Genomic DNA, 24,823 nt, shown 5'->3' on the forward strand with positions numbered 1-24,823 from the left:
TGGAAACCCCTATATTTAATTGTGACTCCAGACTCTTTTTCTGTCAGGTATTTTCCTTAAAGATTGAGTAAACTTTGAGATGTAATACTTAGGGGAACTGTAAAAAGTTTTTACTATTTAAGCAGTTTTACAATTGTTCTTTTTTAATTGGTACTTACGTAGAAACCCTAAGTATATTAGGTTTTGCCAACTCTTAAATCCAAATTGGGATAGTTAGTATTAACTCTCTCTATAAGTTACGCACATAACCCATTTTCCGACAATCTGAATATTAATAATACTTTTTGATCGTACTAGTCGTGCAATGAGCGATCGCCCTTGTATTTTCTCTTTTTTTGCTGGCTCAGGTTTCCTCGATTTAGGTTTTGAAACCAGCGGTTTTAATATTGTTTATGTTAATGAAATCTTCGTTCCATTCATCGCCGCCTATCGCCATTCACGAGAAGTTCTGAAAATGCGATCGCCTGAATATGGATATCATCATGGTGAAGCAGCAGATGTCACAAAACTTATTGTCGGAAAAGAAGCACAACACCTTCAAGAATTAGTCAAAGACTGCCGCAAATCTCATAATATAATTGGTTTCATCGGTGGGCCTCCATGCCCTGATTTTTCTATTGGTGGGAAAAATAGAGGAAGTTTAGGAGATAATGGTCAACTTTCCGCTTCATATATTGAATTAATTTGCCGCAATCTTCCAGATTTCTTTTTATTTGAGAATGTTAAGGGTTTATGGAAGACAACAAAACACCGTTTATTTTTTGAATCCCTCAAGCAACAATTACACGAAGCAGACTATATATTAACAGAGCGTTTAATTAATGCTATCGAATATGGCGTACCGCAGGATAGAGAAAGAATTATCCTAATTGGTGTCAACAATAATTTTCTTCAGGATATTGGGATCAAAATCGGTAGTGAAAAGTTACTACATGAGGGATCTTTTCCTTGGAAAAATCATATTTTATATCCTCAAGAAAATGTTTTTGCTTACCCCTGGCGGAAGTGTGAACCATTCCAAGAAAATTCTCTAATACTTTGTCCTGATGACATCCCTGAAGAATTAACAGTTGAATACTGGTTTAGAAAAAATAATGTACTTAAGCACCCCAATGCTGAAAACTGTTTTCAACCAAGAGCAGGCATCACAAAATTTGCTGCTATTGATGAAGGAGATGATTCTAAAAAGTCTTTCAAGCGTCTGCATAGATGGCGTTACTCTCCGACAGCTTGCTATGGAAATAATGAAGTACATTTACATCCTTACAAAATCCGGCGGATTTCTGTAGCAGAAGCTTTAGCTATCCAATCTTTGCCTGCAAATTTTATCCTTCCAGAAAGTATGTCACTTACTAATATGTTTAAAACTATTGGTAATGGTGTCCCATATTTGGCATCGCAGGCATTGGCTCAAACTATTATTAACTTCTTAGTAAAGAGTGTAAAAAACACTCTTGATATTCCTAGTATTACTACTACTTAGCGTCAACTTAAATACTTGCACTAATTCCGGGATATCTGTAAAGCCAATATTAAAGACAATTCAGCAGCTTGTTTTCAGGATAAACTCGTAATAAATGTGGTTTAATATATATATAAGAAATGTTTTAATTTTTTATAAAGTTTAATAATCAATCACTGGCAGAAGACACGATGGCAGCAGACTATCCAGACATTGATATTGCGCCATTTATCGATCACTCCCTGTTAATGCCAACGGCTACTCCAGAGCAGGTTGAGCAATGGTGTGAAGAAGCATATAGATTCAACTTTGCAGCGGTTTGTCTGTTCCCCGCTAATGTTAAGCAAGCAGTAGAACTCCTCCACGGTAAAAACCCCAAAGTCTGTACGGTGATTGGTTTTCCTTCTGGTGCAACGACTTCAGCCGTGAAACTGTATGAAGCTCAAGAAGCGGCGGATAGTGGGGCCACTGAGTTGGATGTAGTCATGAACTTGGGCTGGTTGAAAGCTGGCAAAACTGAAGAAGTCCACCGAGAGATTGCCGAAATTTGTGAAGAGACTGGGCAAACAGTTAAGGTAATTTTGGAAACTAACCTGTTGACAGATGCGGAGAAAAAAATAGCTGCTGAAATAGCTATGGAGGCGGGAGCAGCATTCTTAAAAACTAGTACAGGTTGGAATGGTGGTGCAACTGTGGCAGATGTGCGACTTTTGCAAGAATTGGCAAAAGAAAGGGTAGGAATTAAAGCTTCAGGTGGTATTCACACTATCAATCAAGCCCTAGACTTAATCGTAGCGGGTGCTACTAGATTAGGCACATCTCGCGGTATGGATTTGATCCGTCAGCGCGATAACCTGGGAAAGGGTGAATAGTCATTTGTCTTTTGTCCTATGTCATTTGTCATTTGTCTTAAGCTAATCACCCTTGACCAATGACTAATGACTAAATAACTACATAATGACTAATGAGTAGAACCTACAAAGCAACTGGTATTAATCTTAAAACCCAGGCGCTAGGAGAATCGGATAAAATAGTGACGATTTTGACACGAGAATTCGGTCTAATTCGAGCCGTGGCTCCAGGGTCACGTAAGCACAACTCCAGCCTGGGCGGTAGGAGTGGAATGTTCGTTGTGAATGAACTATTGATTGCTAAAGGGCGATCACTTGATAAAATTACTCAAGCACAGACATTAAAAACTTATCCTGGTTTAGCTAAAGATTTGGGAAAACTGGCAGCCAGTCAATATTTAGCAGAAATAGTTCTGTGTGAAGCTTTGAGCGAACAACCCCAAGAAGAACTTTATGATTTGTTCAATGAACATCTCCATCGCTTAGAGGCGGTGTCTAGTGCAAATCCATCTGGTGTTTTGGCTCATCTGGCTCATGGTGTATTTCACCTATTAGCCTTAGCAGGACTGACGCCGCAAGTCCAAATCTGTTGCTTATCTCAGCACCCCCTCAAGCCAGACTTTACAGACCCCAACTGGCAGGTAGGATTTAGTATCCCTGCGGGTGGAACGGTTTCCTTAGAAGCTAGGGAACGTTTACGAACAGAGGGGCAGAGGAGCAGGGGAGCAGGGGAGCAGGGGGAGATTAATAACCAATTCCCTGTGCCCCATCATGCCCGATTCCCAATGACGCCAGTTGCTTCAACGGATAGCGCAGCGTTAGCGAGTACTCGAGCGTCGGGAACCTCCGCAACGCACTGGCTCCCCAATGCCCAAACAGTTGTTGTGCATCGGCAAGAAATACCTGTGATTTCTTGCCGTCTGGGTGCTATGGAACTAGCTTTGCTTCAACATCTGTCACAACCAGAGATAATGCAAATTGATGGTGCTAGAGATCATGACTGGTTATCTGTTGAGCAGATTTTGCGCCAGTATGCTCAGTATCAATTAGGTCGCCCTATCCGCTCTGCTACCTTGATCGACTCTTATTTTGCTGCCAACCATGATGCAACCGTCTGATTTGGATAAAAAAATCCTACCTTTGTCACCAAGCCTCGCCAAAAAACAGAATAGGGTATCAGATCCTACAGTCAGGAATCACTTGAATGCTGTTCCCAAGTGTACACCTAGTCAAATAAAGGGCCAAGAAATGTCCCCAAAAGACGTTTCTAAAAACGATCAAAATTGGACAGCGGAGATCCCAAAAACTGATCTTCCAAGCCAATCAGAAATACAATCTGAGGACAAATTAACCACTGCTGAGGTAGATAGCAATGGCGTTCGCAATGGGCAGAATTTGCCGATAGCTACTATTCCAGAAAAAGAATTACCGAAATTAGATGCCTCTGCTTCAGGTGGAGAAGCTATTGCAGGGAATGTAAAACAGCTAGGATTTTTACCTGTATTGAAAAATCCTAATTTCTTGGCTCTTTGGGGCGGTCAAGTTTTCTCCCAACTAGCAGATAAAGTTTATTTGGTGCTGATGATTGCCTTGATTAATACTCAGTTTCAAGGAAGCAATCAGAGTATTAGTGGTTGGGTATCAGTCTTGATGATGGCTTTTACTATTCCAGCCGTATTGTTTGGTTCCGTTGCTGGTGTGTTTGTCGATCGCTGGTCGAAAAAGGCTGTGCTGGTAGCAACGAATATTTGGCGCGGCATTCTGGTTTTGTCAATTCCCTTCATGCTGTGGTTGACTCATGATTGGAAACCTATAGGATTGCTGCCAGTGGGTTTTGTAATTATCTTAGGTGTGACTTTTTTAGTTTCGACTTTAACGCAGTTTTTTGCCCCGGCAGAACAGGCGGTAATTCCTTTAATCGTAGAAGAACAGCATTTACTCTCGGCTAATTCGCTTTACACAACAACGATGATGGCATCGGTAATTATTGGGTTTGCTGTCGGGGAACCCTTGTTAGCGATCGCAGATGGACTTTGGCTGCAAATTGGTGGTAGTGGTAGTTTGGGCAAAGAACTTTTAGTAGGTGGTAGTTATGCGATCGCTGGAATAATTTTGTTCCTTCTGGCAACTAAGGAAAAACACCACCACCCCGATACAGAATTCCCTCACGTATTCTCTGACTTGCGGGACGGTTTTGCTTATCTCAAAGCAAATCAGCGCGTCCGCAATGCTTTGCTTCAACTGATTATCTTGTTTTCTGTTTTTGCAGCATTAACTGTTCTAGCTGTTCGGATGGCGGAAATAATTCCCAACATGAAAGCTTCCCAGTTTGGCTTTTTACTAGCAGCTGGCGGTGTTGGCATCGCGGCTGGAGCAACAATTCTCGGTCAATTTGGTCAACGCTTCTCCTATACTCAGCTAAGTCTGTGCGGTTGTATGGGTATGGCTGCATCCCTGATTGGTCTGTCAGTATTTACAACTCAACTGTGGCTCGTCTTGTTACTAGTGACGCTCTTAGGTATCTTTGGGGCACTAGTGGGAATTCCTATGCAAACTGCAATCCAAACAGAAACACCTCCAGAAATGCGTGGTAAAGTTTTTGGCTTGCAGAACAATGTAATTAATATTGCCCTCTCCTTACCTTTAGCATTAGCTGGTGTCGCAGAAACCTTTCTGGGATTACAGGTAGTTTTTTTGGGATTAGCTGCGATCGTCTTTTCAGGAGGTATATTAACCTGGTATAACTCCCACAAGTAGTTATCAGCTAACAGGAGTTATTATTCATTACCTTGACGTAATTAATAATTTACTTAAAGCTTTTGTGTTCGTGGTAAACTGTTGCCAGTGAAAATTTATCACATACTTGCCGGATATGAATCTGACATTAGTCAGAATAAGTTGTTTAAATATCAGAAATTAACAACTTATAACTAAAATAAATAAAGCCATAAATCCACTGGTTTAATTAGCTCACAATAAGCTTTTTAAACTAGTAGAAAGTTGTGGAAATTTTTAATAAATAAAAAAACTAGCAAGTATAGCAAGATAAAAGAAAAATCACAAAGGACACACAAGTAATAAGATTAAACCTGCTTTTCTTACAGCTAAATAAAGAATGCGTATAGCCTGGATTGGAAAAAAATCACCTTTTTGCGGCAATGTCACCTACAGTCGAGAAATTACAAATGCTTTGCTAGATAGGGGACATCAAGTTAGCTTTCTTCACTTCGCCCAGGAAGAGTCTGAACCTGATAATTGGCCAAATCTTCGAGAGGTTTCCCTACCTTTCATTTACAAGTCCCAGGTTTACACAATTCCCACTTTTAAAGCCACCAAAGTTTTAACCGATTCGCTGCGGGAAATCAAACCAGATGTAGTCCATGCTTCCTTGACGTTATCTCCCCTGGACTTTTTTCTACCGGAAATCTGTGAAGAACTGAGGTTGCCCCTAGTTGCCACTTTTCACACGCCGTTTGCTGGCAAGGGGGCAAAGCTGGTATCGGGAACACAACTTTTGGCTTATCAGCTCTACGCGCCTTTTTTAGTTAACTACGATCGCGTGATTGTATTTTCTCAAATTCAGCGAGAATTATTGGCAGGGATGGGCGTAAGGGAAGAAAATATTGCCGTAATTCCCAACGGTGTTGATACCACCAGGTATTCTCCAGGACTTTCTAAAATCAAAGCAGAATTTAAAGCCGAACGCTTGTTTGTCTATCAGGGTCGCATAGCGCCAGAAAAAAATGTTGAAGCTCTCCTCCGGGCTTGGAAGCAGTCGCCAATGGCGCCTAGTAGTAAGTTGCTAATTGTTGGCGACGGCCCTTTGAAGTCTTCCTTAGAGCCATTTTATGGTTCAGAATACGGCATTATCTGGTTGGGATTTGTCGCTGATGAAGACCGACGCATCGAAATTTTGCGGGGCGCAGATGTATTTGTTTTGCCTTCATTGGTAGAGGGTTTGTCTTTATCTCTGTTAGAAGGAATGTCGTGTGGGTTGGCTTGTTTAGCAACAGATGTGGGTGCAGATGGAGAAGTATTGGAAAAGGGTGCAGGTGTAGTTATTAGTACCAAAACAGCGCGATCGCAATTGAGAACGCTCTTGCCAGTGTTGCAAGACCATCCAGAATTAACAACCCTACTGGGGCAAAAAGCTAGACAGCGTGTATTAGACCGCTATACCCTTAGTAAAAATATTAGTCTGCTGGAAGAACTTTATAAAGGAGTTTTAGCACAGCGACCTCTACCACTAAGTCGTAGAGCGTAAGGAAAGGGAATAAAGTGCGATGCCTGCGCTTACGCATTTTTACGCTCATCACTGTTCTCCAGATGCATCAGGTGCAGTTTAGCTTTCCTTCATCAGTCTTATATTATGTTTTAACTTTGCTCTAATAATCAGCACAGAACAGTGGCAAAATCCCGATACTTGGCGAGTAGAACTTTGGGAACTTGAAAACATTCTTAATGCTCAGGCAACAGGCGGTGATAATTTAAACTTGTTATCTAAGCTCCACCTCAAGAAAGAGCGGCAGGGCCGCAATGAATAGTATTTACAGCCTCTGGCTGTAAACGAGGTTTTAAAGGGATTTGGGCTTAATTTGACATCCATGAGCAATGTTCCCTGCCCTGTATTACATCCAAACGAGAACTGCTATAAAGACCATCCTAAAGTCGTTGGCTGTTCATAAACCCGCTTTAAAGTATTTACATCTCTGGGAGAAATAGGCGACGGGTTACGAACTTGAGAAAAATAGAGCGCATCAGTTTGTAGCGGACTATGACCCCAAATTCCTAGCGCATGACCGAATTCGTGGCGGGCTGCTGCAATTAGATACTCACCTGTTTGACTGGGGCTTAATAAGATGGTGAAGCGGTGGGATAAAACTTTGTTGCTGGTGTATAACTCGTAAGTAGTTTGTGCCGATCGCGCACGGGGTATATTACTACCAGGGAAAATTTGTAGAGGTGGCGCTTTTTGCACAATTGTAATATCAGCAATTTCGGACTGTTCGACTACTTTTAAAGGTAAATAAGTACTCCACTCCTGTACACCCTGCAAGACACCATTAACCCATGCTTGAGCTTGTTTTTCGCTGATGGCTTTTGGTGTTTCTACGTAAACTCGAATGGGAAATTGTGACCAGACTAAATAACCAACTTGGGTTGTTGTGACTTGGGAAAAGTAGTCACCACTGTGAGTATTATCTTGCCACTGTGCAAGTGTGGGCGGTAAGGGATGGGGTTTTGGGGAAGTGGGGAGAGAAATTATTAAATCTGAATGTACATATTCTGGTATTATTGTAAACCCGTTACTCGACTGGATATTAGTAAAAATGATTAACAGCCCTGTGCCAATAAACAAGGCAAGAGCTGTAATTAACCGTCGTGAAACTAAATTTATTAGGGTGTTAACTATCGGGTGTTGGGTTATTCTCCCCATTTACCTATCCTTATTTAGGCAGCCAGCCAGCACTTAAAACTACTGTTAAACCTAGAAAAACTACTGTCAATGCCCAAGTAATTCGGTTTAAGGTGTTTTCTGCACTTTTGGTACTACTAAATAGCTGGGCTTGTCCGCCAATGGCGCCAACACCATCACCTTTAGGGCTATGCAGCAAAACTAAGATAATCAAACCAGTGGCGGAAAATGCCCAAATGCCTTGCACGATATTAGTAACTGTCATGGTAGGAATCTCATTTATAACGAGTTTTAAAAAACAGAAGTCAGGAGTTAGGAGTTAGGAGTTAGGAAAGTCTTAATTGATCACTCTTCACTATTAATTCTTAATTATTAACTCCTTATTTTTAACTCTTCACTCCTAACTCTTTTACAGTCCTACTTGCACAGGGGTGCGAGTACGTTGTAGCTCGTATTCTGCTGTTTTCAGCAGCGATCGCCCGGTCATTTCTGGTGGCTGAGGCAGCTGTAAAATCTCTAGAATAGTGGGGGCGATATCGGATAGCTTGCCATCGCTTCGCAGTTCGACATTTGTACCATATCCAGGGATTTTGACTTTCTCTCCTTCCACCAAGATGAAGGGGACTGGGTTAGTGGTATGAGCCGTCCAGGGATTACCCCCATTATCTAGCATATACTCAGCGTTGCCGTGATCGGCAGTAATAATTGTTGTACCGCCGGCTTTGATAACGCTTTCTAACAAGCGTCCCAAACAGCGATCAACTGTTTCAATTGCTGTAATGGTAGCGTCGATTTGACCAGTATGCCCTACCATGTCTGGGTTGGCATAGTTAATTACAACTAGAGAATATGTACCCTTTTGAATCGCAGCGATCGCTACATCTGTAACTGCTGCTGCTGACATCGCTGGGGCATGATCGTAAGTCGCTACCATCGGGCTGCTTACCAGTTCTCGATCTTCTCCGACAAAAGGTTCCTCCAGACCCCCATTAAAGAAATAGGTGACGTGGGCGTATTTTTCTGTTTCAGCGGTGCGGAACTGCTTCAGACTGTGATTGGCTATGACTTCTCCCAGAATGTTACTGAGGTTCTGCGGCTCAAAGGCTACAGCCACGGGTAAGTCTGAATCGTACTGCGTAAAGGTGACAAAAGATAGTGGTGTGATTTGCCGTCTTTCAAAACCTTTAAATGTGGGACTGACCAAAGCTTGAGTCAGTTGTCTAGAGCGATCGGGGCGGAAGTTGAAAAATATCACCCCATCTCCTGGTTCTATTGCGCCGGGAGCAATTCGGATTGGGTTGACAAATTCATCTTTTATCCCTTGGTCGTAAGATGCTTGCAAGACTTCCACAGCCTTGAGGCCATTACCAACACTATCTTGTATCATCATGTCATAGGCGCGTTTGACCCGATCCCAGCGGTGATCGCGATCCATCGCGTAGTAGCGACCGCTGAGGGTGACTATGCGCCCAATTCCTGCGCGGTCTATATAATCTTGCAGCAGTGTGATCGCTCTTACACCGTCAGTTGGGGCGGTGTCACGACCATCGGTGATAGCGTGAATACAAACTTCTGGAATTCGCTGGTTTTTGGCTAAGTCAAGTAGTCCGAATAGATGGGTGATATGCGAATGTACCCCTCCCTCAGAACAAAGCCCGACTAGATGCAGCTTGCTATTCCGAGAACGAACTTCCTGGCAAATTTTGACAAGTGCTGGGTTTAAGGCAATAGAACCGTCTTCGACCGCATCGGAGATGCGTACCAGTTCTTGCGGTACCACTCGCCCTGCACCAATGTTCAAATGACCAACTTCCGAGTTGCCCATTTGACCCTCTGGCAACCCTACGGCTTTTCCTGAAGTGTGGATGAGGGTGTGCGGGTAAGCTGCCCATAAACTGTCCACTATGGGAGTTTTAGCAGCAACAATAGCGTTTCCTCGCCTTTCCTCGCAGTAGCCCCATCCGTCTAAAATGACTAGCACCACAGGAGCAACAGGTGCTTTGGTCATAGTAAAATTGCCCTTTACTTTTTGTAATACTCGAATGATACCACTGCTAATCCACGCCGCAAGTGAATTTTTGCTTATTAACTTCTTTTATGAAGGACTTGCAGTCTTTTGAAATATGTTTTAAATTTTAGTAATTTTCCTGTGATGTTTTTAAACGCTAATAACGAGTGATTACTTAGTAGTAGCATTTGAGCACTACTACTAAGGTGTTATCCACTCCTTTATTTCCTTTTTGTGGAAGCTTTTGCAGCTTTCTTCGCCGCTTTTTGGGCTTCTATTGCAGCTAACTTTGCTTGTTCTTTTTCTTCGGCAATTTTCTGGAGATAGTAGTGATAATCTCCTAAGTAAACCCGGAATTCACCATCACGAATTTCGACGATTTTGTTAGCTACTTGAGAAATAAAGTAGCGATCATGAGAGACTACAATTGCCGTGCCATCATAGTTTTGGAGCGCTTCTTCGAGCATTTCTTTAGCTGGAATATCTAGGTGGTTTGTCGGCTCATCTAAAATTAGTAAGTTCGCGGGACGTAAGAGCATTTTTGCCAACGCCAAACGAGCTTTTTCTCCTCCACTTAATGCCCCAACTGCCTTAAATACTGTGTCACCAGTGAATAAGAAGCGTCCCAAAAGCGTGCGGACTTCTTGATTATCCCAGTCGGGAACTTCATCATGGATAGTTTCCATGACAGTTTTCTTCAAATCTAAGGCTTCAGCTTGATTTTGCTCAAAGTAACCGGGAATAACGTTATGATCGCCTAATTGAACGCTACCTTCTGTGGGTGGTTCCATACCCATAATTACGCGCAGAAGAGTAGATTTTCCAGCACCATTGGGGCCAAGAAATGCAATGCGATCGCCTCTTTCAATTAGGAGATTTGCTGCTAAAAACAAGATTTTATCACCATAAAGATGAGTTAAATCTTTAATATCTACTACCTCGCGTCCACTGCGGGGTGCCGGCGGAAAACGGAAATGTAGAGTTCTTACCCCTGCAATGGGTGCTTCAATGCGCTCGATTTTGTCGAGTTGCTTTTCCCGGCTTTTTGCCTGGGTACTGCGAGTAGCACTGGCGCGAAATCTATCAACAAAGGTTTGCTGTTTCTCTAATTCTTTCTGTTGGCGTTCGTAAGCACTCAGTTGTGCTGATTGATTTTCAGCTTTTTGTTCTAAATATGCCGAGTAGTTACCAAGGTAAGTACTGGAAACGCCACGTTCAGTTTCCACAATTTGGGTGCAGAGGCGGTCAAGGAACTCCCGGTCATGGGAGACTATTACCATCGGCGTAACTAGCCCTCTGAGGTAATTTTCTAACCACTCAATGGTTTCTAAATCCAGGTGGTTAGTCGGTTCATCCAGCAGCAACAAATCGGGTTTTTGTAGAAGAATTTTACCCAAACTCATCCGCATCTGCCAACCACCACTAAAGGCACTGACGAGGCGATCGCCATCTTCTAGCCCAAACCCCATTTCTGGTAAGATTTTCCCGATGCGTGCATCTAAGTTGTAGCCATCCAAGGCTTCAAATTTGCGCTGCAAGCGATCCAACTTGTCGATTAGTCGATCCAGTTCCTCTGGGCTAGCCGTTTCCATCTCTTGTGGTATGTGCGCCAGAGATAGTTGTACTTCGTTGGCTTCTTTGAAGACAGTCCAAAATTCTTCTCTAACGGTGCGGGTGGGGTCTACTTCAAACTCTTGGTTGAGGTAAGCTATGTGTAAGCTGTTAGGACGGATAATTTCGCCTGCGGTAGGTTCAATTTCCCCAGAGATGATTTTGAGTTGGGTTGATTTTCCAGCACCGTTGACACCGACTAAGCCAATGCGATCGCCTGGTTTAACTTCCCAGTTGATATCTTTGAGAACTTCGCCTGTGGGATAAATTTTACTTATATGTTCTAGTCGCAGCATTAAGTTTCTCTCAGGTAGGGAGTGGGTGGTTGAGGACGAAGTACTAACACCGCCTCTAATCTTAACAAAAATTAACTATAAATTTGTCGCGAGAAAGTTTGGAAGCCGCAAACCAAATTTGGCTTGAGCCACGGATAAAATTTACCACATATATCTCAAGGCTGACTTTGTGTTGCTTGTCCAACTTCTTCGACACTCAAATCTAACGCTTCTGCTACTTGTTCTACAATCAATCCTGCTGCCAACATTGCTGTTACTGCTTTTAGTTTCCCTTTAACCTCACCTTGTTCAACACCTTCCTGAAAAGCTTCCTGATAAAATCTGGTTTGCTTTAACTCGCTTAAGCTAAACATTTGCTCCATCTCCTCCCTACTCATTGTGGGAAACTTGTAAGCCAAAATAGTCTCTATAAATTGTAATAATTGCTACTGTTTTGGTGGTGAGCTTATCTCTGACTTGGTTCTGTCTATCAACTCCCTTGCTTTAGCGATCGCTATGTCATCGCTTGCAATTACTAATTTAGCAGTTGCAATGCCAATTGGAAGCGATGCACCTTCATCTAATTCATCCAAATAAATGCGCCTGACGCGCCCACTTGTGAAAAACTCACGGTAATGTTTGATATTGCCTGTATCTACATTCCTGTTTGGGTATAAAACCACAGCACCCCAGTCATTTAATGGTTCATTCTGACGGAGCTATAAACATATTTCTACAATTAGCCGTGAATAAATTTCCCATCAGCTTGAAATTGCACTTCAACAAAGTAAATCGGGTTCTCACTTCCTTGTGTAGGCAGAAATACACTATCGATTCTGAAGGCTGTTTGTTTGATTTCAACTGATGAAAATTGATAAAGGCTAGCTTCTTCGGGCGGATTACCAATAAGTTCAAAGAAGATATCAGAGAATTCTTGAAACAGCCGATAAAAAATGATGTCTGTTTTCACAATTTTATATTATTTGAAGATTTGGATTTGCTGTTCATGTGTTACTTGATTTTTCCGAACCATCTCGCACTTCCAGCAACCGCTCTTTTGCCAGCCCTAATATACGTGATAAGGGCGCTAACAAACTATCATCAAATGTTTCTCCAGCATAAATATTATTCAGTTCAGTTGGAGATAATTTAAAGGTATCGCAGAATTTAGCAAACTCCTGGTTATTCAAGTCAAGCTCTTTTTGCCTATCATGAAGCAAAACTGCGATCGCTCTAGTTCCATGCTTTGGACGCTCACTAGTCTTTACATATTTTTCCATTAAAAAATTGACTTTTCTGGTATCGCCGCCGATTTTTTTAATTAAATCAGTACAAGCCATTTTTAGCGCTTTCTTCAAAACTTCTTCTTCATTTAAAACTTTAATAATTTCACTGGCATATTCTGGTTTAAAAAATCCCACCAAATTACCTTGATGATAAACTGGTATATAAGGATTATTCGTTTCAAGTTGCCAATCTAAAGGCTCATTGCGTAGCGACATAGCTGCACCCCTAAATATTTTAAGATTGCACCATTTTAAAACCATTTATTCTTTAACTGCCAGTAAAATACCCTATCACTGGCGATTAGAAATCGCAGCTATACAGACAAAACCCACCTCCGTGGGTTTCAACTTGCTAAAGTCCATGCAGACGGACTTAGTTTGTGCAGCTATTACGTATTTCTACCAGAACCTTTAACTCAGCCAAAATTAGCGATCGCCTTGCTCATCACCAAGTAGCTAAAGTCTTACCAGAAAAGGGGTTGGTAGTGTTATGAGGCTGTTGTTAGATATTCAAGCATAATGGGCATACTGTAAATATCAAGTAAGTAGGCATCGAAATAGGGTAAACAGTATGCTGACGATAACATGGCAAGAAGAGATTGCATCCTTAAAACAAGATTTGAAGAAGGAAATTAAAAAAATCTCAAGTAATTCTGAAATTAATATACCTAATCATATTTGCATTAATAACCTGAAATCCAAGTTAGAGCGATTAGATGAAATAGAAAAAATTCTTAGTATAGAAAAATATAAAATTGCTTTTATAGGTACTGTTGGGCAAGGAAAAACTACGGCTATTTGTCATCTTTTTAACTTGATAAGCGACTTTCATGTTTCCAAAAATACCAAAGAGTTACTATCAACGGGATCAGGTAAAACTACTATATGTGAAGTAATTATAAAATCTGCGGAAAAAACTTATATAGAAATAGAGCCTTATACAGTTGATGAGATGGAAAATCTTATTTTTGAATTCTGCGAATATATTGCAGATAAAAATAATATTCAAGCAGATCAAAAAACAATTATTTCTACAGAAGTTGAAAGGGCTATTAGAAATATTATAAAAATGAATTTTTACAATAAAAAACTTGATGGTGTTAGAAATAAAACGAAAAGAATTGACACAGCTAAGGAAAAGCTTGATTTATTCGGATTCGTTGAATTTAAAAAACTTGCTTTGAATAATGCAAAACTACAATCTAGGATTACGAATAAGATTGAATTTGATCATCAAAAAAATGAGCAAGAATGGATAAAGAACACCTTTGCAGCTATAAATAATGTTGAGCTTGAGGAGTTTGCTATTCCTAGAAAAATATATCTTTATTTGAGCTATGATGTTTTATCTGGCTCAAACTTATCTCAGTTCGATTCAGTTGTGGATACTAAAGGACTTGATGAAAATCCAATTCGTAAAGACTTGCAGAAATATATTGAGAGTCAGGATACTATCTGTCTCTTTGTTACTCCCTTTAATGATGCCCCTGAAGCTAATATTAGGAATTTAATAGGTTATCATCTTACATCTAAATCCAAAGATTTTCATCATAGATTTGTAACTTTGGTATTGCCTCACAAAAATCAACCTGAACAAGTCAATGGATGTGATGGAGATTGGGATACAGGAATTCAAATCAGAAAAGAAGAAGTTCAAACTACATTCAGGAATTTGAATTTAGATTTTTTCCTGGAGAATATTTTGTTCTATGATGCATTTAGGTACTATGGGGATGATATATACACCAAAGAATATGTACAGGCGGATAAAAATGAATTTATCGAAGCCATAGCCGATGTAGTAGAACGTAGACAAAATATTTTATTGGATGAAATAAAGAATATCCAAGAAAACTTTACGAGAATAAAAAATGGTGATGCTTTGACCATAGCAGAAATCAAGGCAATTGAAAATGCGATTCAGAGGATAAAAGATTTACGGGATTTAAGTAAAAGTGTACCAAGTCATAATTTTAAAGACCAAGGTCAAGATAAGGGTTTTGTTACTAAATATGTTGAACACTATCGTACTAATCCTAAAGCATGGAATACAAAACATGCTATCCATAGTAACTTCGGTTACTATGATCCAAAGAATATAGACATATATTACGATATGAGGGTTATTGCTGAGGGAAGAAATGAAGATGAGATGTTGAAGAAGTTTACAAAACCAGCAAAACAGGAATTAGAAAATATCCTTAATGAGCTTACATCTGCAAATGAATCTTTAAAAACATTTATTCCTGAATTAGTTATACAATTTCATTCATTGTATGACAATTTTATAAGTGAAGTAGGAAAAAAGATTCAAAAGAAAGCTGAAGAGAAACTCTCACCTCAAAGCGAAACTTCTAAATTCTGGGAGGCTCTAATTAATGAAAAAGGTAAAGTAAGACCTCCAGATGAAACCTATACCGATAATGTATGTCAGACCCTGAAAAACGAACTTGAAAAAGATAAAAGTTTAAATACATTTTTAGAGATTCAAGCAGTGAAACATTGGGAAAAATTAGTTATTAAACTATTAAGCTTTTTTGGAGATAAATAGACAGATATAAACTTTAAATTGCATAAGAAAGACAGAGGACGCTACCTGATTGCGTCCTTAAAATTCTTTTATCACTAACTAAATTTTACTATCTATGAAAAGCTTAAGTGAAGAAATATCCATCAAACTAAAGATATACAAGAGAAGTTATACAGAATATACAAAATGCTTGATTAGAGGAAGAGAAATTGTTCTTGATGGAAGACCTGAAGAAAAAGTTAGGCAAATATTTATCTACTTTATGATAAATAAAAGTGGTTTATTTCCAAATGAAATTGATATCAAAGTTGAATCTAATAATCATGATATAGAACTATATAAAACTGTCAAGAATAAATATTTTAAACCATATCACCCTCCTTTGATGATTGTGGAAGTGAAGCGAGAAGAAGAAGACTTACAGAATCATGAGGAACAGATTGAAAGATACCTAAAAAAATCTGGTTCAGAAATAGGTATTTTATATAATTATCATGAAATTATTGCATATACGAAAAAAGACGCAGTATTTACGAGTAATTATCTCAATAGTCTTAAAGATATACCACCGTTAATTTTACAAAATTCTAATAAGTTAGAGAAGGATATATTAGAATTTGAAAAAGCTGTAAATGGAAGTTTTGATAGTTTTATTTATCTTGTTAAGAAGTATGGTGAATATAAGCTGAATACAATAACTTTTAGACTTAAAGGTGAACAATTACCTGTATCAGGCACTTTCTTTGAATCTCAAGATCATCAGGTGAACTATCTTAAAAATGGTAAAATGCGGCAAAGCTTAAATTACCAAGATTTTGAAAAGCTAGTTTCTATTATTTATTGAGAAATATAACTTGTCTCCAAGTAACAAATGATCGTAAGGAAAATGGTAGTAATTATCCTTCCCAGTCTTGACGAGTATCGCACAGAAAATTGTCTGCGATCGCATCATCAAATAAATAGGGGCAACGCTCTGGAAAAATTCTTAATGGTAAGTTAGTTTCTCGTAGCGCCAAATCCACTTCTGCTTCAAAGCCATCTAACAAGGCTTCTTCGATTCGAGACTTTAAGCTGGGGTTCTGTCGCAAATGTCTGTGGATGGCGCGACGCTCTTCTCGAATTGTTAAAAACCAACTGCGAGAGGGTTGTTCGGGTTGATACTCCCACTTCAATAGATGACCGAGTAATACACTCAGACGACTCACGAGTTCCCGATACTCCTGTCTCCCCAAAGCTTGAATTTCCTCTTGCAGGTGTTGCCAGTCTAGTTCCATAACTAGCCTCTGCTCTAACGCTTTAGCCTGCTGCTGTGTCCAGCCATAGAAGTCTTGGTCATACAAAAAAGGTTTATCCATAGAGTTGAATCTTGACAGCAAGAAACCACGAGCTAGTTTGATCCGATTTTGCGCTAAATCGCCCTTAAAAAACTTAATTACGAATTACGTTAGCGTCGCGGTAGCGAGTCCGCGTTCGCTTTTAGCGTCTCGTAGAGAGCGTCATTACGAATTATTTTAATATTCAACTAGCCTTCGCTTCATCCCCGGATGCCTCAGCCACAGCCGCCAATCTATCTGCCGCAGCTTGGACAATTTGAGCCACTTGGGCCAAAGGCATGTGCTGGATTTGTCTCAGAATCAGACTTAAATCTGAGGTTTCTGGAATTGGCTTGCCATCTATGCAGCTGATTAACTCTTCCATTGTGTAGCCTGCTTTCGATGCAATTTGAGCCAAATTTTCTGTATCTGGCACCTTCACACCTTTTTCCCACATCTGAACGGCAGTTGCAGATACTCCCAAAAGCTTACCAAACGCTCGCTGACTCATTGAACCGCGAGCTAGTTTAATGATTTCAATCAGTTTTTGTTTGCTTTCGATCTTTACTGCTTATGTAGCTAGCCAACTTTATTTACAAGTCTACTTTTAATATTACAAGTTTACTTTTATATTGACAGCCTTGTATTTTAGTACTAAACTATATCTCTGGTTGTAAAACGGCAACTACAGGCATCAAGCTAGTAGACTAACTTATCTATCTTTAATCAACCCAAAAAACTTAGTTTGCTACTGGGCTTGTGCTAGTAGCTCAACTTTGCTGCGAAGAAATAATGTCGAAGGTGCATCATGTTTCACAAGCCACGCAAACTTAATCAATATCGCCGCAAAGGTAAAAACCTTATAGCCACTAATAAAATTAAACCAGAACAGTGGCACATTTCAGAGGCTGAAGCGAAAGAAGCCTTAAAAGTTAAAGGCTACAACGTTAAGCAAATCAAAAAAATCTACCGTCTGAAGCATCAAGTGTGTATTTCCTAGTGGGATGCAAAAGGTAACGTGTGCAGCAGCTTTTTTAGCTACCGGATTTTTTCGCGTTGGCAAAAGGAAGTAGAAAAGTTAATTTATACCTGCCAAACTCTGAAGGAATGGGCAAGGCTAAATTACCTTATGAAGTACGAATTTGCCTATTACCATTATCCCAGTGAAATAGAAGATGCACTCAACGCGATATCAGAAAACCACTTATATGTGTTAAAAACAACAGTCAAACAAGTGGTTTTACAGAGTATCTAAACGCAAAAATTTAGTTAGCGGCAGCAGTCGCTAACTCCGCGAGACGTTCCTGTTGATCTAAAGATATACAAGATTGGATCAGCGTCTCTAAATCACCTTCCAAAACAGGGTTAAGGGAATAATTCTGACCTAAGCGGTGATCGGTAGCCCGGTTATCTTTATAATTATAGGTGCGAATTTTTTCCGATCGCGATCCTGTACCAACCTGCGATCGCCGCATGGAAGTTACAACTGCTTGTTGTTCGCTTAACTTGATTTCATACAACTTCGCCCGCAGAATTTGCATCGCCCGTTCTTTGTTTTGCAACTGGCTGCGTTCTTCTGTACAGAAAATGCGTATTCCCGTTGGTTTGTGCATCAAGTCAACGGCTGTTTCCACCTTGTTGACGTTTTGTCCACCAGCACCGCCAGAACGGGCTGTGGTCATTTCAATATCTTTCGGGTCAATATGAATTTCCACATCATCGACCTCTGGCATAATCGCTACGGTAGCTGTGGAAGTATGAACCCGTCCCCCGGATTCAGTTGCCGGCACGCGTTGCACACGATGCACTCCAGCTTCAAACTTTAACTGGCTGTAAACGTCATTACCTTTAATTTCGAGAATGACCTCTTTCCAGCCACCCATTTCTCCTCGAGATTCGCTCACTAGAGAAACTTTCCAGCCTTGAGTCTGGGCATAGCGGGTGTACATCTGCATTAAATCGCCAGCCCAAATACTTGCTTCATCGCCACCAGTACCTGCGCGAATTTCCAACATGATATTCTTTTCATCATTGGGGTCGCGTGGTAGCAGTAAGACTTTCAAGCGAGACTCTAAATTTTCTATTTTTTCTTCAAGTTCCTTTACTTCCAGTGCTGCCATTTCTTGAAACTCTGGGTCACTGGCAGATTCTTTGTAAACCTGACGCGCTCCGGTCAAGTCTTCTTGGGCTGTTTTCCAAATTTCATAAGTATCAACGACCTCTTCCAAAGAAGAACGAGACTTAGCAATTTCTTGATACTCATCAGGATTGCTAGCGGTATCGGGATCGCCAAGACGACGTGTTAACTCATTAAAGGTTTGTTCAACAGATTTTAGTTTGTCCAGTAAATATGATTCAGCCATGACGAGTGCGATCGCTCCTTAAAAAAATAACAAATTGGCTCGAGCATATAAATGAAAATCGACCCAGCTGATGCAGGGCCGTCGTTAACAGCAGAGCCAACTCGCTACTTTTTGTCTTGTTCGTCGCCAGATGTTTGAGTGCTGCTCATGCCGTACTTACGGAGGAAGCGCTCTACTCGACCCTCAGTGTCAATAATCTTCTGAGTACCGGTGTAAAAAGGGTGATTTCCAGACCAAACATCTACGTGCAATTCTGGCTTTGTAGAGCCAATGGTCATAACAACTTGACCGTTGCAGTAAACTTTAGCATCTGGATACCACTTAGGGTGAATATCAGCTTTAGCCATTGTTCTTTTTGTGATGAATCTATATAAATTATAACTTTCAGCGTTCAATTGAAGCTAGGGAGTGGGGAGTGGGGAGATGAGGTAGCTGGGGGAGATGAGGGAGCAGGAGAAGAATAACTATTGGTTATTGATCAATGCCCCATGCCCAATGCCCATACCCAATTCCCAATTCCCTAACGCTTAGAGTACTGAGGCGCTTTCCGAGCTTTATGTAAACCATATTTCTTCCGCTCTTTTGCTCTCGGATCGCGAGTCAAATAACCTTCGGTTTTCAAAGGTGGGCGGTTGTCTGGGTCTAGTTGGCACAAAGCACGAGCAACTCCCAAGCGAACAGAATCAGCCTGTCCGGTCAAGCCGCCGCCTTCTGCTTTCACCAAAATGTCATATTCATTTTCTAGTCCCAAAGTTTCCAGGGGTGCTTTGATCACTCCTAAGTAGTTAGGGTTAAATTGGAAATACAAGTTTCCATCTTTACCGTTCACAATCAGTTGACCGGTGCCTGGAACCAAGCGTACCCGTGCTACTGCGTTCTTACGACGGCCAGTACCCCAGTATACGGCGCGACCGCTATTAGCATCTGCTACTACCATTAATTTTCTTCTCCAGGAATTGTACTAACTTTTAGTTCTTTAGGTTTTTGAGCATCATGGGGATGCGTAGGCCCAGCGTAAACTTTCAGCTTGGTGAACAACTGCTTACCCAGGCTATTTTTAGGTAGCATACCTTTAACAGCTTGTTCTAAAATCCGCTCTGGTATGCGGTCTTGCAGTTTAGCGAAAGTTTCAGTTTTCATCCCACCAGGGCGACCAGAATGGCGGCGGTAAAGCTTTTGAGTGCGCTTTTTGCCTGTGACTGCTACTTTCTCGACATTGATGACGATTACGAAGTCACCTGTATCTAGATGGGGTGTATATTCGGGTTTCTTTTTGCCTCTCAATACCTGAGCGATTTCGCTAGCGAGGCGACCGAGACGTTTATCAGTGGCATCTACTATGTACCACTCACGCTCAAGGGTTGCTTGAGAAGGAAGGTATGTTTTAACTGTTGTCATTTGTCATTTGTCCTTTGTCATTTTTAATTTGTCATTAGTCATTTGTCTTTTGTCATTTGTTATTTGTCATTTATCCTTAGTTATTCACTAATGACAGACGCGATTAATCGCGTCTCTACTGACCAATGACTAATGACTCTTGACTAGTGACGAACTTTGGCAAGGTGTCGTACCAAATCTCTTTTGGAAAGGGAAAATCGGGATAGCCGACTCGTAACAAGCACAAGCCTTGAGGCGGTGCGGCGTATTTGACTTCTTCCCGGCGTTGTTCTTTCCAGAGTTCGGTGAAGCTAGAAAGTGTTCGTTGTCCAGAACCTACTTGTACCAGCATCCCTACCAACAGCCGTACCATGCCATACAAAAATCCATCTGCCTGTATTTCAATATGGATAAATGGCCCACTGCGACGACACTCTGCTGCTTGCACCTCTACCCAGGAATGTGATCGCTTTGAGCCTGCACGGTGAAAAGCAGCTAAGTGATGCTTTCCCAAGAGAGGTTTCAAGGCAGCTTGGATTAAAGATTCATCCAGGGGTGCATAATAATAATGCCAACTGAAGGGTCTTACAAACAAGTTAAGCCGATCTTCAGTATATATTGTGTAGCGATACCGTCGATAGGCTGCACTAAAGCGAGCGTGCCAACGGTTATCGACACTAGCTGAAGCCCTGATTAATATATCTGGCGGCAGGTAGCTGTTGAGGATTGTTGCCCACTTGTGAGGCGGAATTAAACCTGTAGCTTCAAAATGGGCTACTTGAGCAGCAGCGTGAACTCCAGAATCGGTTCGCCCAGCACCGTGTAGTGTCACATGATGCCCAAGAATAGTCGCGATCGCAATTTCGATCTCTTCTTGGACTGTCCGGTGTTGTTTTTGCCGTTGCCAGCCATGAAAATGAGTGCCCAGGTATTGGATTACCAAGGCTACTCGATGAGTTTGTGTAGGCTGGTGGCTTTCTAACATACAGATTTTGTCCTTTGTCATTTGTTTTTTGTCATTTGTCCTTTGTCAGTTGTCCTTTGTTATTCACTAATGACCAATGACTAATGACTAATGACCAATAACCAATGACTAAATGACTTAAACCAATTCAATTATTGCCATTTTTGCATTATCACCCCGACGCGGTACGGTACGCAGGATGCGGGTATAACCGCCCTGGCGATCGCCATATCGAGTTGGAGCTTGCTCAAATAGAGCGTGAACCAGTTGTTTGTCGAAGATATAGCCAAGAGCTTCCCGACGTGCTGATAAGGAGCCATTTTTGGCTAGGGTAATCATTTTTTCCACTTCACTTCGGAGAACTTTCGCTCTAATTAAAGTGGTGGTGATCTTACCATGACGGATCAGCTCGGTGGCGAGCGATCGCAGTAAAGCACGGCGTTGATCAGCTGGTTTACTGAGTTTTTTGACGCGACAACGGTGACGCATAATTATGCACTATGAATTATGAACGGTTTTTCTTAAGGGTGTTTAGAGCCTCTTTCCATTGGCAGTGTGATGCCCAAGCGTCGCTGCAAAGCTTCCACGACTTCTTCTGCTGATTTCTGCCCAAAGTTCTTAATTTCTAAGAGGTCTTCTTGGGTATAATCCAACAAATCTGCCACAGAGTTAACTTGTGCCCGTTTGAGACAGTTATATGCCCGCACAGAAAGTTGCAACTCTTCGATGGGTATCTGGGCAGTTGGGTCGTCTGGAATATCCGAACCTGTGTCTGTTGGTTCTAGGGAGATGTCTTTCAACGGGTTGAATAAATCTACCAAGATCGCAGCAGCAGAAGATAGTGCTTCTTGAGGGGAAATACTGCCATTTGTCCAAACTTCCAACAGTAGTCGGTCTTTTGGAATCAAGCCTTCCCCACGAGATTCTTCAACACTGTAGTTGACTTTTCGCACCGGCATAAATATCGAGTCGATTTGGAGAAAATCCAACGATGTGGCTTCCTCACGTCCTCGCTCTACAGTGCGATAGCCTTTGCCTTTCTCGATCCGAAATTCCATTTCCAGCTTGCCACCCTCAGCGATAGTGGCTACATACTGAGTCGGATCGATGACTTCTACTTCACTGGGCAAATCAAAATGCGCCGCAGTGATTGTTGTTGGGCCGGTAACGAGTAATCTCCCAATCTGAGGCTGCGAGGAATAGTTTTTCAGGATAACTTCCTTCATTCTCATGAGGATTTCCAGCACATCTTCCCGCACGCCCGGAACTGTAGCAAACTCGTGTGAAACGCCCGCAATCCGCACTGCTGTAACTGCTGTACCTTCTAGATTAGATAGTAAAACCCGCCGCAGTGCGTTGCCAACAGTTGTTCCTTGACCGCGTTCTAGAGGTTCCAAAACAAATTTACTGTAATGGTTCCGACTTTCTTCGGTATTCGACTCTACACATTCAATTTGAAACTGCGCCACGGATGAGCCTCCCTTTTTCTAAGGTGCTGCTAGCAGACAAATCAATTGCCTCCAGAATTGAATTTATGTCCTGTAGATTATAGGCATATCAAACTACTAGTATAAAATTACGGTATAGTTTGACACTTCTATTTAGCTTGCAGGCGCTAATAATATTTTGGGTAGCCTAAAGCTTAACAGCTTTCCCGGCGGGAAAATCTGACACGCTTCTGGTCGCCCAAGCTTAAACTCAATGACAGTTTGCACGTTAGACGCCCAAGCGGTCATTGCTGGCTGTAACTTTTCGTCCTTACTGCCCAAGTTTTGGTATTTAAACTCGACGGCGCTTGGGTGGACGACAACCATTGTGAGGAATCGGGGTAATATCCCGAATCAGGGTAATTTCCAGTCCTGCTCCTTGAAGTGCCCGGATAGCGGTTTCTCTACCTGCTCCTGGGCCACTGACCATTACCTCAATTTGGCGCATTCCTTGATCGATAGCTCGACGGGCTGCACTTTCAGCAGCGGTTTGTGCTGCAAAGGGAGTTCCCTTTTTTGCTCCCTTAAAACCGCTAGAACCAGCACTAGCCCAGGAGATGACATCTCCGTTTTGATCGGTAATGGTGACAATGCTATTGTTGAAAGTAGATTGGATGTAGGCCATCCCACTGGGCACATTCCGTTTCTGCTTCTTGCTCCCGGATTTTTTAGTTGGTTGTCTCGCCATACTTGTTTAGTTGATTTAAGGTAAAACTTGCTCGGATTAGCAATTGCAAAATTATTTCCCTGGAGCCTTCTTCTTCCCAGCCACTGTCTGCCTTCTGCCTCGACGGGTTCTTGCATTGGTGCGAGTTCTTTGCCCTCTAACTGGTAAACCCATCCGATGACGACGACCTCTGTAGGTACCAATGTCAACTAAGCGCTTGATGTTCAAAGACTCCAAGCGCCGCAAGTCGCCCTCAACTTGATAGTTGGTTTCTATTTCCCCTCGTAGGGCTGTTACATCAGCATCACTTAAGTCTTTAACGCGGGTGTCTGGGTTCACACCAGTTGTCGCTATAATTTCTTGAGAGCGTGATAAACCAATTCCGTAGATGTAAGTTAGACCGATCTCGACGCGCTTATCGCGTGGAAGGTCTACTCCGGCAATACGTGCCACAATGAACTCTCCCTATTGTTGTCGCAATTACTGTTGGTTGGAAAAACGTGATTAATCGCGTCTTTTCGTTTTAATTAATAATGATATGCGTGTTACAACTCACTCTGTTGGTAAGAGTGTTATCCTTGACGTTGCTTGTGCTTGGGGTTCACGCAAATCACCATGACGCGACCACGACGTTTGATCACGTTACATTTTTCACAAATTTTCTTGACTGAGGCTCTAACTTTCATGCCTTTTATTTTTTGACTCCAAATATAAAATTATAGCATTTCTAGGGAAATTAATCCAGTTAAATGACTAGCAAACAGCCAAAGAAATGGTTTTATGGTAAAATTCTCTACATATACTTACTTCTTTCGTAGTCGATAGGTAATTCTGCCTTTGGTCAAGTCGTAGGGGGTTAACTCCACCTTGACGCGATCGCCGGGCAAAATCTTGATATAATTTCGGCGAATCTTGCCGGAAATGTGTGCTAGCACGTTAAAGCCATTATCCAAGTCAACGCGAAACATCGCATTGGGCAAGGACTCTGTAACCGTGCCTTCCATTTCAATCAAATCTTGCTTAGACAATTTGTTTTTTCCTCAACTCAACAATTTCGTGTTCAGTTGCAGCGCTTCATCTGCAAAGAAACACATTTTAAGAAATATATCAACAGTTTATTAATATATCTTAGCTAAAATTGATCTTTTTTTTGGTATGGGGGCATTAGGCATTGGGGAGGCAGTGCGGTCTTGGGGTCTCCCCAAGTGGAGCA

General features: G+C 41.5%; 25 protein-coding genes and 2 pseudogenes. 8 read left to right on the forward strand and 19 right to left on the reverse strand.

What is annotated here, in order from left to right:
• The first annotated feature begins 304 nt into the window (after positions 1-304).
• From HWQ40_RS03040 to HWQ40_RS03060, 5 genes are all read left to right on the forward strand, one after another.
• Positions 305-1,483 (forward strand): DNA cytosine methyltransferase, encoded by a 1,179-nt coding sequence (locus HWQ40_RS03040; protein ID WP_292774894.1) that lies wholly within the window; start codon positions 305-307, stop codon positions 1,481-1,483.
• Between the two features lie 170 nt (positions 1,484-1,653).
• Positions 1,654-2,334, forward strand: coding sequence for a deoxyribose-phosphate aldolase (gene deoC, locus HWQ40_RS03045; protein ID WP_292729187.1), 681 nt, complete (start codon positions 1,654-1,656; stop codon positions 2,332-2,334).
• Between the two features lie 92 nt (positions 2,335-2,426).
• A complete protein-coding gene (recO, locus tag HWQ40_RS03050; RefSeq protein ID WP_292774895.1) occupies positions 2,427-3,431 on the forward strand; it encodes a DNA repair protein RecO in 1,005 nt (334 codons plus the stop codon).
• The gene (locus tag HWQ40_RS03055; RefSeq protein WP_292774943.1) at positions 3,418-5,070 is read left to right on the forward strand and encodes an MFS transporter; all 1,653 of its coding nucleotides are present in this window, start codon (positions 3,418-3,420) and stop codon (positions 5,068-5,070) included. The genes recO and HWQ40_RS03055 overlap by 14 nt, the downstream gene beginning before the upstream one ends.
• 358 nt (positions 5,071-5,428) lie before the next feature.
• Positions 5,429-6,577 (forward strand): glycosyltransferase family 4 protein, encoded by a 1,149-nt coding sequence (locus HWQ40_RS03060; protein WP_292774896.1) that lies wholly within the window; start codon positions 5,429-5,431, stop codon positions 6,575-6,577.
• 384 nt (positions 6,578-6,961) lie between these two features.
• Here HWQ40_RS03060 and HWQ40_RS03065 read toward each other — a convergent pair whose 3' ends face one another.
• From HWQ40_RS03065 to HWQ40_RS03090, 6 genes and pseudogenes are all read right to left on the reverse strand, one after another.
• Entirely contained in the window at positions 6,962-7,750 is a 789-nt protein-coding gene (locus HWQ40_RS03065) for a peptidase (RefSeq protein ID WP_292774897.1), read from the reverse strand.
• A 10-nt stretch (positions 7,751-7,760) separates the two neighbouring features.
• The gene (gene secG, locus HWQ40_RS03070) at positions 7,761-7,994 is read right to left on the reverse strand and encodes a preprotein translocase subunit SecG (RefSeq protein WP_292774898.1); all 234 of its coding nucleotides are present in this window, start codon (positions 7,992-7,994) and stop codon (positions 7,761-7,763) included.
• Between the two features lie 144 nt (positions 7,995-8,138).
• Positions 8,139-9,737: a 2,3-bisphosphoglycerate-independent phosphoglycerate mutase gene (gene gpmI, locus HWQ40_RS03075; RefSeq protein ID WP_292774899.1), complete on the reverse strand. Its 1,599-nt coding sequence runs from the start codon at positions 9,735-9,737 to the stop codon at positions 8,139-8,141.
• A gap of 221 nt (positions 9,738-9,958) precedes the next feature.
• Positions 9,959-11,644: an ABC-F family ATP-binding cassette domain-containing protein gene (locus HWQ40_RS03080; RefSeq protein WP_292774900.1), complete on the reverse strand. Its 1,686-nt coding sequence runs from the start codon at positions 11,642-11,644 to the stop codon at positions 9,959-9,961.
• A gap of 155 nt (positions 11,645-11,799) precedes the next feature.
• Positions 11,800-12,593, reverse strand: a pseudogene (locus HWQ40_RS03085) (Rpn family recombination-promoting nuclease/putative transposase).
• Positions 12,594-12,627: 34 nt separating this feature from the next.
• On the reverse strand, positions 12,628-13,170 hold the full coding sequence (locus HWQ40_RS03090) for a hypothetical protein (RefSeq protein WP_334985939.1): 543 nt from the start codon (positions 13,168-13,170) through the stop codon (positions 12,628-12,630).
• A gap of 310 nt (positions 13,171-13,480) precedes the next feature.
• Here HWQ40_RS03090 and HWQ40_RS03095 point away from each other — a divergent pair, with 310 nt between their 5' ends.
• Both HWQ40_RS03095 and HWQ40_RS03100 read left to right on the forward strand, forming a co-directional pair.
• A complete protein-coding gene (locus tag HWQ40_RS03095; protein ID WP_292774902.1) occupies positions 13,481-15,460 on the forward strand; it encodes a hypothetical protein in 1,980 nt (659 codons plus the stop codon).
• 94 nt (positions 15,461-15,554) lie between these two features.
• Positions 15,555-16,283 (forward strand): type I restriction enzyme HsdR N-terminal domain-containing protein, encoded by a 729-nt coding sequence (locus tag HWQ40_RS03100; protein WP_292774903.1) that lies wholly within the window; start codon positions 15,555-15,557, stop codon positions 16,281-16,283.
• Positions 16,284-16,335: 52 nt separating this feature from the next.
• Here HWQ40_RS03100 and HWQ40_RS03105 read toward each other — a convergent pair whose 3' ends face one another.
• Together HWQ40_RS03105 and HWQ40_RS03110 are read right to left on the reverse strand one after the other, a co-directional pair.
• Positions 16,336-16,794: a DUF29 domain-containing protein gene (locus HWQ40_RS03105; RefSeq protein ID WP_292774904.1), complete on the reverse strand. Its 459-nt coding sequence runs from the start codon at positions 16,792-16,794 to the stop codon at positions 16,336-16,338.
• Between the two features lie 163 nt (positions 16,795-16,957).
• On the reverse strand, positions 16,958-17,263 hold the full coding sequence (locus HWQ40_RS03110; RefSeq protein WP_230966239.1) for a helix-turn-helix transcriptional regulator: 306 nt from the start codon (positions 17,261-17,263) through the stop codon (positions 16,958-16,960).
• Positions 17,264-17,560: 297 nt separating this feature from the next.
• On the opposite strand from HWQ40_RS03110, the pseudogene HWQ40_RS03115 reads away from it, so the two are divergent.
• Positions 17,561-18,007, forward strand: a pseudogene (locus tag HWQ40_RS03115) (hypothetical protein).
• A 10-nt stretch (positions 18,008-18,017) separates the two neighbouring features.
• Here the strand turns inward: HWQ40_RS03115 and prfA are convergent.
• The 11 genes from prfA to infA form a co-directional block, all read right to left on the reverse strand.
• Entirely contained in the window at positions 18,018-19,115 is a 1,098-nt protein-coding gene (gene prfA / locus HWQ40_RS03120) for a peptide chain release factor 1 (RefSeq protein WP_292774905.1), read from the reverse strand.
• A gap of 104 nt (positions 19,116-19,219) precedes the next feature.
• A complete protein-coding gene (gene rpmE, locus HWQ40_RS03125) occupies positions 19,220-19,462 on the reverse strand; it encodes a 50S ribosomal protein L31 (protein WP_069070756.1) in 243 nt (80 codons plus the stop codon).
• Positions 19,463-19,635: 173 nt separating this feature from the next.
• Positions 19,636-20,052, reverse strand: a complete 417-nt coding sequence (gene rpsI / locus HWQ40_RS03130; protein ID WP_190935522.1) for a 30S ribosomal protein S9 — start codon at positions 20,050-20,052, stop codon at positions 19,636-19,638.
• A complete protein-coding gene (gene rplM / locus HWQ40_RS03135; RefSeq protein ID WP_179068341.1) occupies positions 20,052-20,513 on the reverse strand; it encodes a 50S ribosomal protein L13 in 462 nt (153 codons plus the stop codon). Before rplM ends, rpsI begins: the two co-directional genes overlap by 1 nt.
• A gap of 115 nt (positions 20,514-20,628) precedes the next feature.
• Positions 20,629-21,477 carry a tRNA pseudouridine(38-40) synthase TruA gene (truA, locus tag HWQ40_RS03140; protein ID WP_292774947.1) on the reverse strand — a complete coding sequence of 283 codons (849 nt, stop codon included), beginning with the start codon at positions 21,475-21,477 and terminating at the stop codon, positions 20,629-20,631.
• Positions 21,478-21,594: 117 nt separating this feature from the next.
• Complete coding sequence (rplQ, locus tag HWQ40_RS03145) at positions 21,595-21,945, reverse strand: 50S ribosomal protein L17 (RefSeq protein ID WP_094349105.1); 351 nt, start codon at positions 21,943-21,945, stop codon at positions 21,595-21,597.
• 32 nt (positions 21,946-21,977) lie between these two features.
• Positions 21,978-22,925 (reverse strand): DNA-directed RNA polymerase subunit alpha, encoded by a 948-nt coding sequence (locus HWQ40_RS03150; protein WP_292774906.1) that lies wholly within the window; start codon positions 22,923-22,925, stop codon positions 21,978-21,980.
• 310 nt (positions 22,926-23,235) lie between these two features.
• Positions 23,236-23,631 (reverse strand): 30S ribosomal protein S11, encoded by a 396-nt coding sequence (rpsK, locus tag HWQ40_RS03155; RefSeq protein ID WP_012410703.1) that lies wholly within the window; start codon positions 23,629-23,631, stop codon positions 23,236-23,238.
• Positions 23,632-23,682: 51 nt separating this feature from the next.
• The gene (gene rpsM, locus HWQ40_RS03160) at positions 23,683-24,063 is read right to left on the reverse strand and encodes a 30S ribosomal protein S13 (protein WP_292774908.1); all 381 of its coding nucleotides are present in this window, start codon (positions 24,061-24,063) and stop codon (positions 23,683-23,685) included.
• 119 nt (positions 24,064-24,182) lie between these two features.
• The gene (gene rpmJ, locus HWQ40_RS03165; RefSeq protein ID WP_015129703.1) at positions 24,183-24,296 is read right to left on the reverse strand and encodes a 50S ribosomal protein L36; all 114 of its coding nucleotides are present in this window, start codon (positions 24,294-24,296) and stop codon (positions 24,183-24,185) included.
• Positions 24,297-24,413: 117 nt separating this feature from the next.
• Positions 24,414-24,638, reverse strand: a complete 225-nt coding sequence (gene infA, locus HWQ40_RS03170; protein ID WP_006276978.1) for a translation initiation factor IF-1 — start codon at positions 24,636-24,638, stop codon at positions 24,414-24,416.
• Between the last annotated feature and the right edge of the window lie 185 nt (positions 24,639-24,823).

The sequence above is a fragment of the Nostoc sp. NMS9 genome (assembly GCF_017114995.1).
Classification (GTDB): Bacteria; Cyanobacteriota; Cyanobacteriia; order Cyanobacteriales; family Nostocaceae; genus Nostoc.

Excerpts from the sequence above, each read along its gene's own strand:
- HWQ40_RS03040 (WP_292774894.1), top strand. The coding sequence starts at position 305 with ATGAGCGATCGCCCTTGTATTTTCTCTTTTTTTGCTGGCTCAGGTTTC.
- deoC (WP_292729187.1), top strand. The coding sequence starts at position 1,654 with ATGGCAGCAGACTATCCAGACATTGATATTGCGCCATTTATCGATCAC.
- recO (WP_292774895.1), top strand. The coding sequence starts at position 2,427 with ATGAGTAGAACCTACAAAGCAACTGGTATTAATCTTAAAACCCAGGCG.
- HWQ40_RS03055 (WP_292774943.1), top strand. The coding sequence starts at position 3,418 with ATGCAACCGTCTGATTTGGATAAAAAAATCCTACCTTTGTCACCAAGC.
- HWQ40_RS03060 (WP_292774896.1), top strand. The coding sequence starts at position 5,429 with ATGCGTATAGCCTGGATTGGAAAAAAATCACCTTTTTGCGGCAATGTC.
- HWQ40_RS03065 (WP_292774897.1), bottom strand. The coding sequence starts at position 7,750 with ATGGGGAGAATAACCCAACACCCGATAGTTAACACCCTAATAAATTTA.
- secG (WP_292774898.1), bottom strand. The coding sequence starts at position 7,994 with ATGACAGTTACTAATATCGTGCAAGGCATTTGGGCATTTTCCGCCACT.
- gpmI (WP_292774899.1), bottom strand. The coding sequence starts at position 9,737 with ATGACCAAAGCACCTGTTGCTCCTGTGGTGCTAGTCATTTTAGACGGA.
- HWQ40_RS03080 (WP_292774900.1), bottom strand. The coding sequence starts at position 11,644 with ATGCTGCGACTAGAACATATAAGTAAAATTTATCCCACAGGCGAAGTT.
- HWQ40_RS03090 (WP_334985939.1), bottom strand. The coding sequence starts at position 13,170 with ATGGTTTTAAAATGGTGCAATCTTAAAATATTTAGGGGTGCAGCTATG.
- HWQ40_RS03095 (WP_292774902.1), top strand. The coding sequence starts at position 13,481 with ATGCTGACGATAACATGGCAAGAAGAGATTGCATCCTTAAAACAAGAT.
- HWQ40_RS03100 (WP_292774903.1), top strand. The coding sequence starts at position 15,555 with ATGAAAAGCTTAAGTGAAGAAATATCCATCAAACTAAAGATATACAAG.
- HWQ40_RS03105 (WP_292774904.1), bottom strand. The coding sequence starts at position 16,794 with ATGGATAAACCTTTTTTGTATGACCAAGACTTCTATGGCTGGACACAG.
- HWQ40_RS03110 (WP_230966239.1), bottom strand. The coding sequence starts at position 17,263 with ATGAGTCAGCGAGCGTTTGGTAAGCTTTTGGGAGTATCTGCAACTGCC.
- prfA (WP_292774905.1), bottom strand. The coding sequence starts at position 19,115 with ATGGCTGAATCATATTTACTGGACAAACTAAAATCTGTTGAACAAACC.
- rpmE (WP_069070756.1), bottom strand. The coding sequence starts at position 19,462 with ATGGCTAAAGCTGATATTCACCCTAAGTGGTATCCAGATGCTAAAGTT.
- rpsI (WP_190935522.1), bottom strand. The coding sequence starts at position 20,052 with ATGGTAGTAGCAGATGCTAATAGCGGTCGCGCCGTATACTGGGGTACT.
- rplM (WP_179068341.1), bottom strand. The coding sequence starts at position 20,513 with ATGACAACAGTTAAAACATACCTTCCTTCTCAAGCAACCCTTGAGCGT.
- truA (WP_292774947.1), bottom strand. The coding sequence starts at position 21,477 with ATGTTAGAAAGCCACCAGCCTACACAAACTCATCGAGTAGCCTTGGTA.
- rplQ (WP_094349105.1), bottom strand. The coding sequence starts at position 21,945 with ATGCGTCACCGTTGTCGCGTCAAAAAACTCAGTAAACCAGCTGATCAA.
- rpsK (WP_012410703.1), bottom strand. The coding sequence starts at position 23,631 with ATGGCGAGACAACCAACTAAAAAATCCGGGAGCAAGAAGCAGAAACGG.
- rpmJ (WP_015129703.1), bottom strand. The coding sequence starts at position 24,296 with ATGAAAGTTAGAGCCTCAGTCAAGAAAATTTGTGAAAAATGTAACGTG.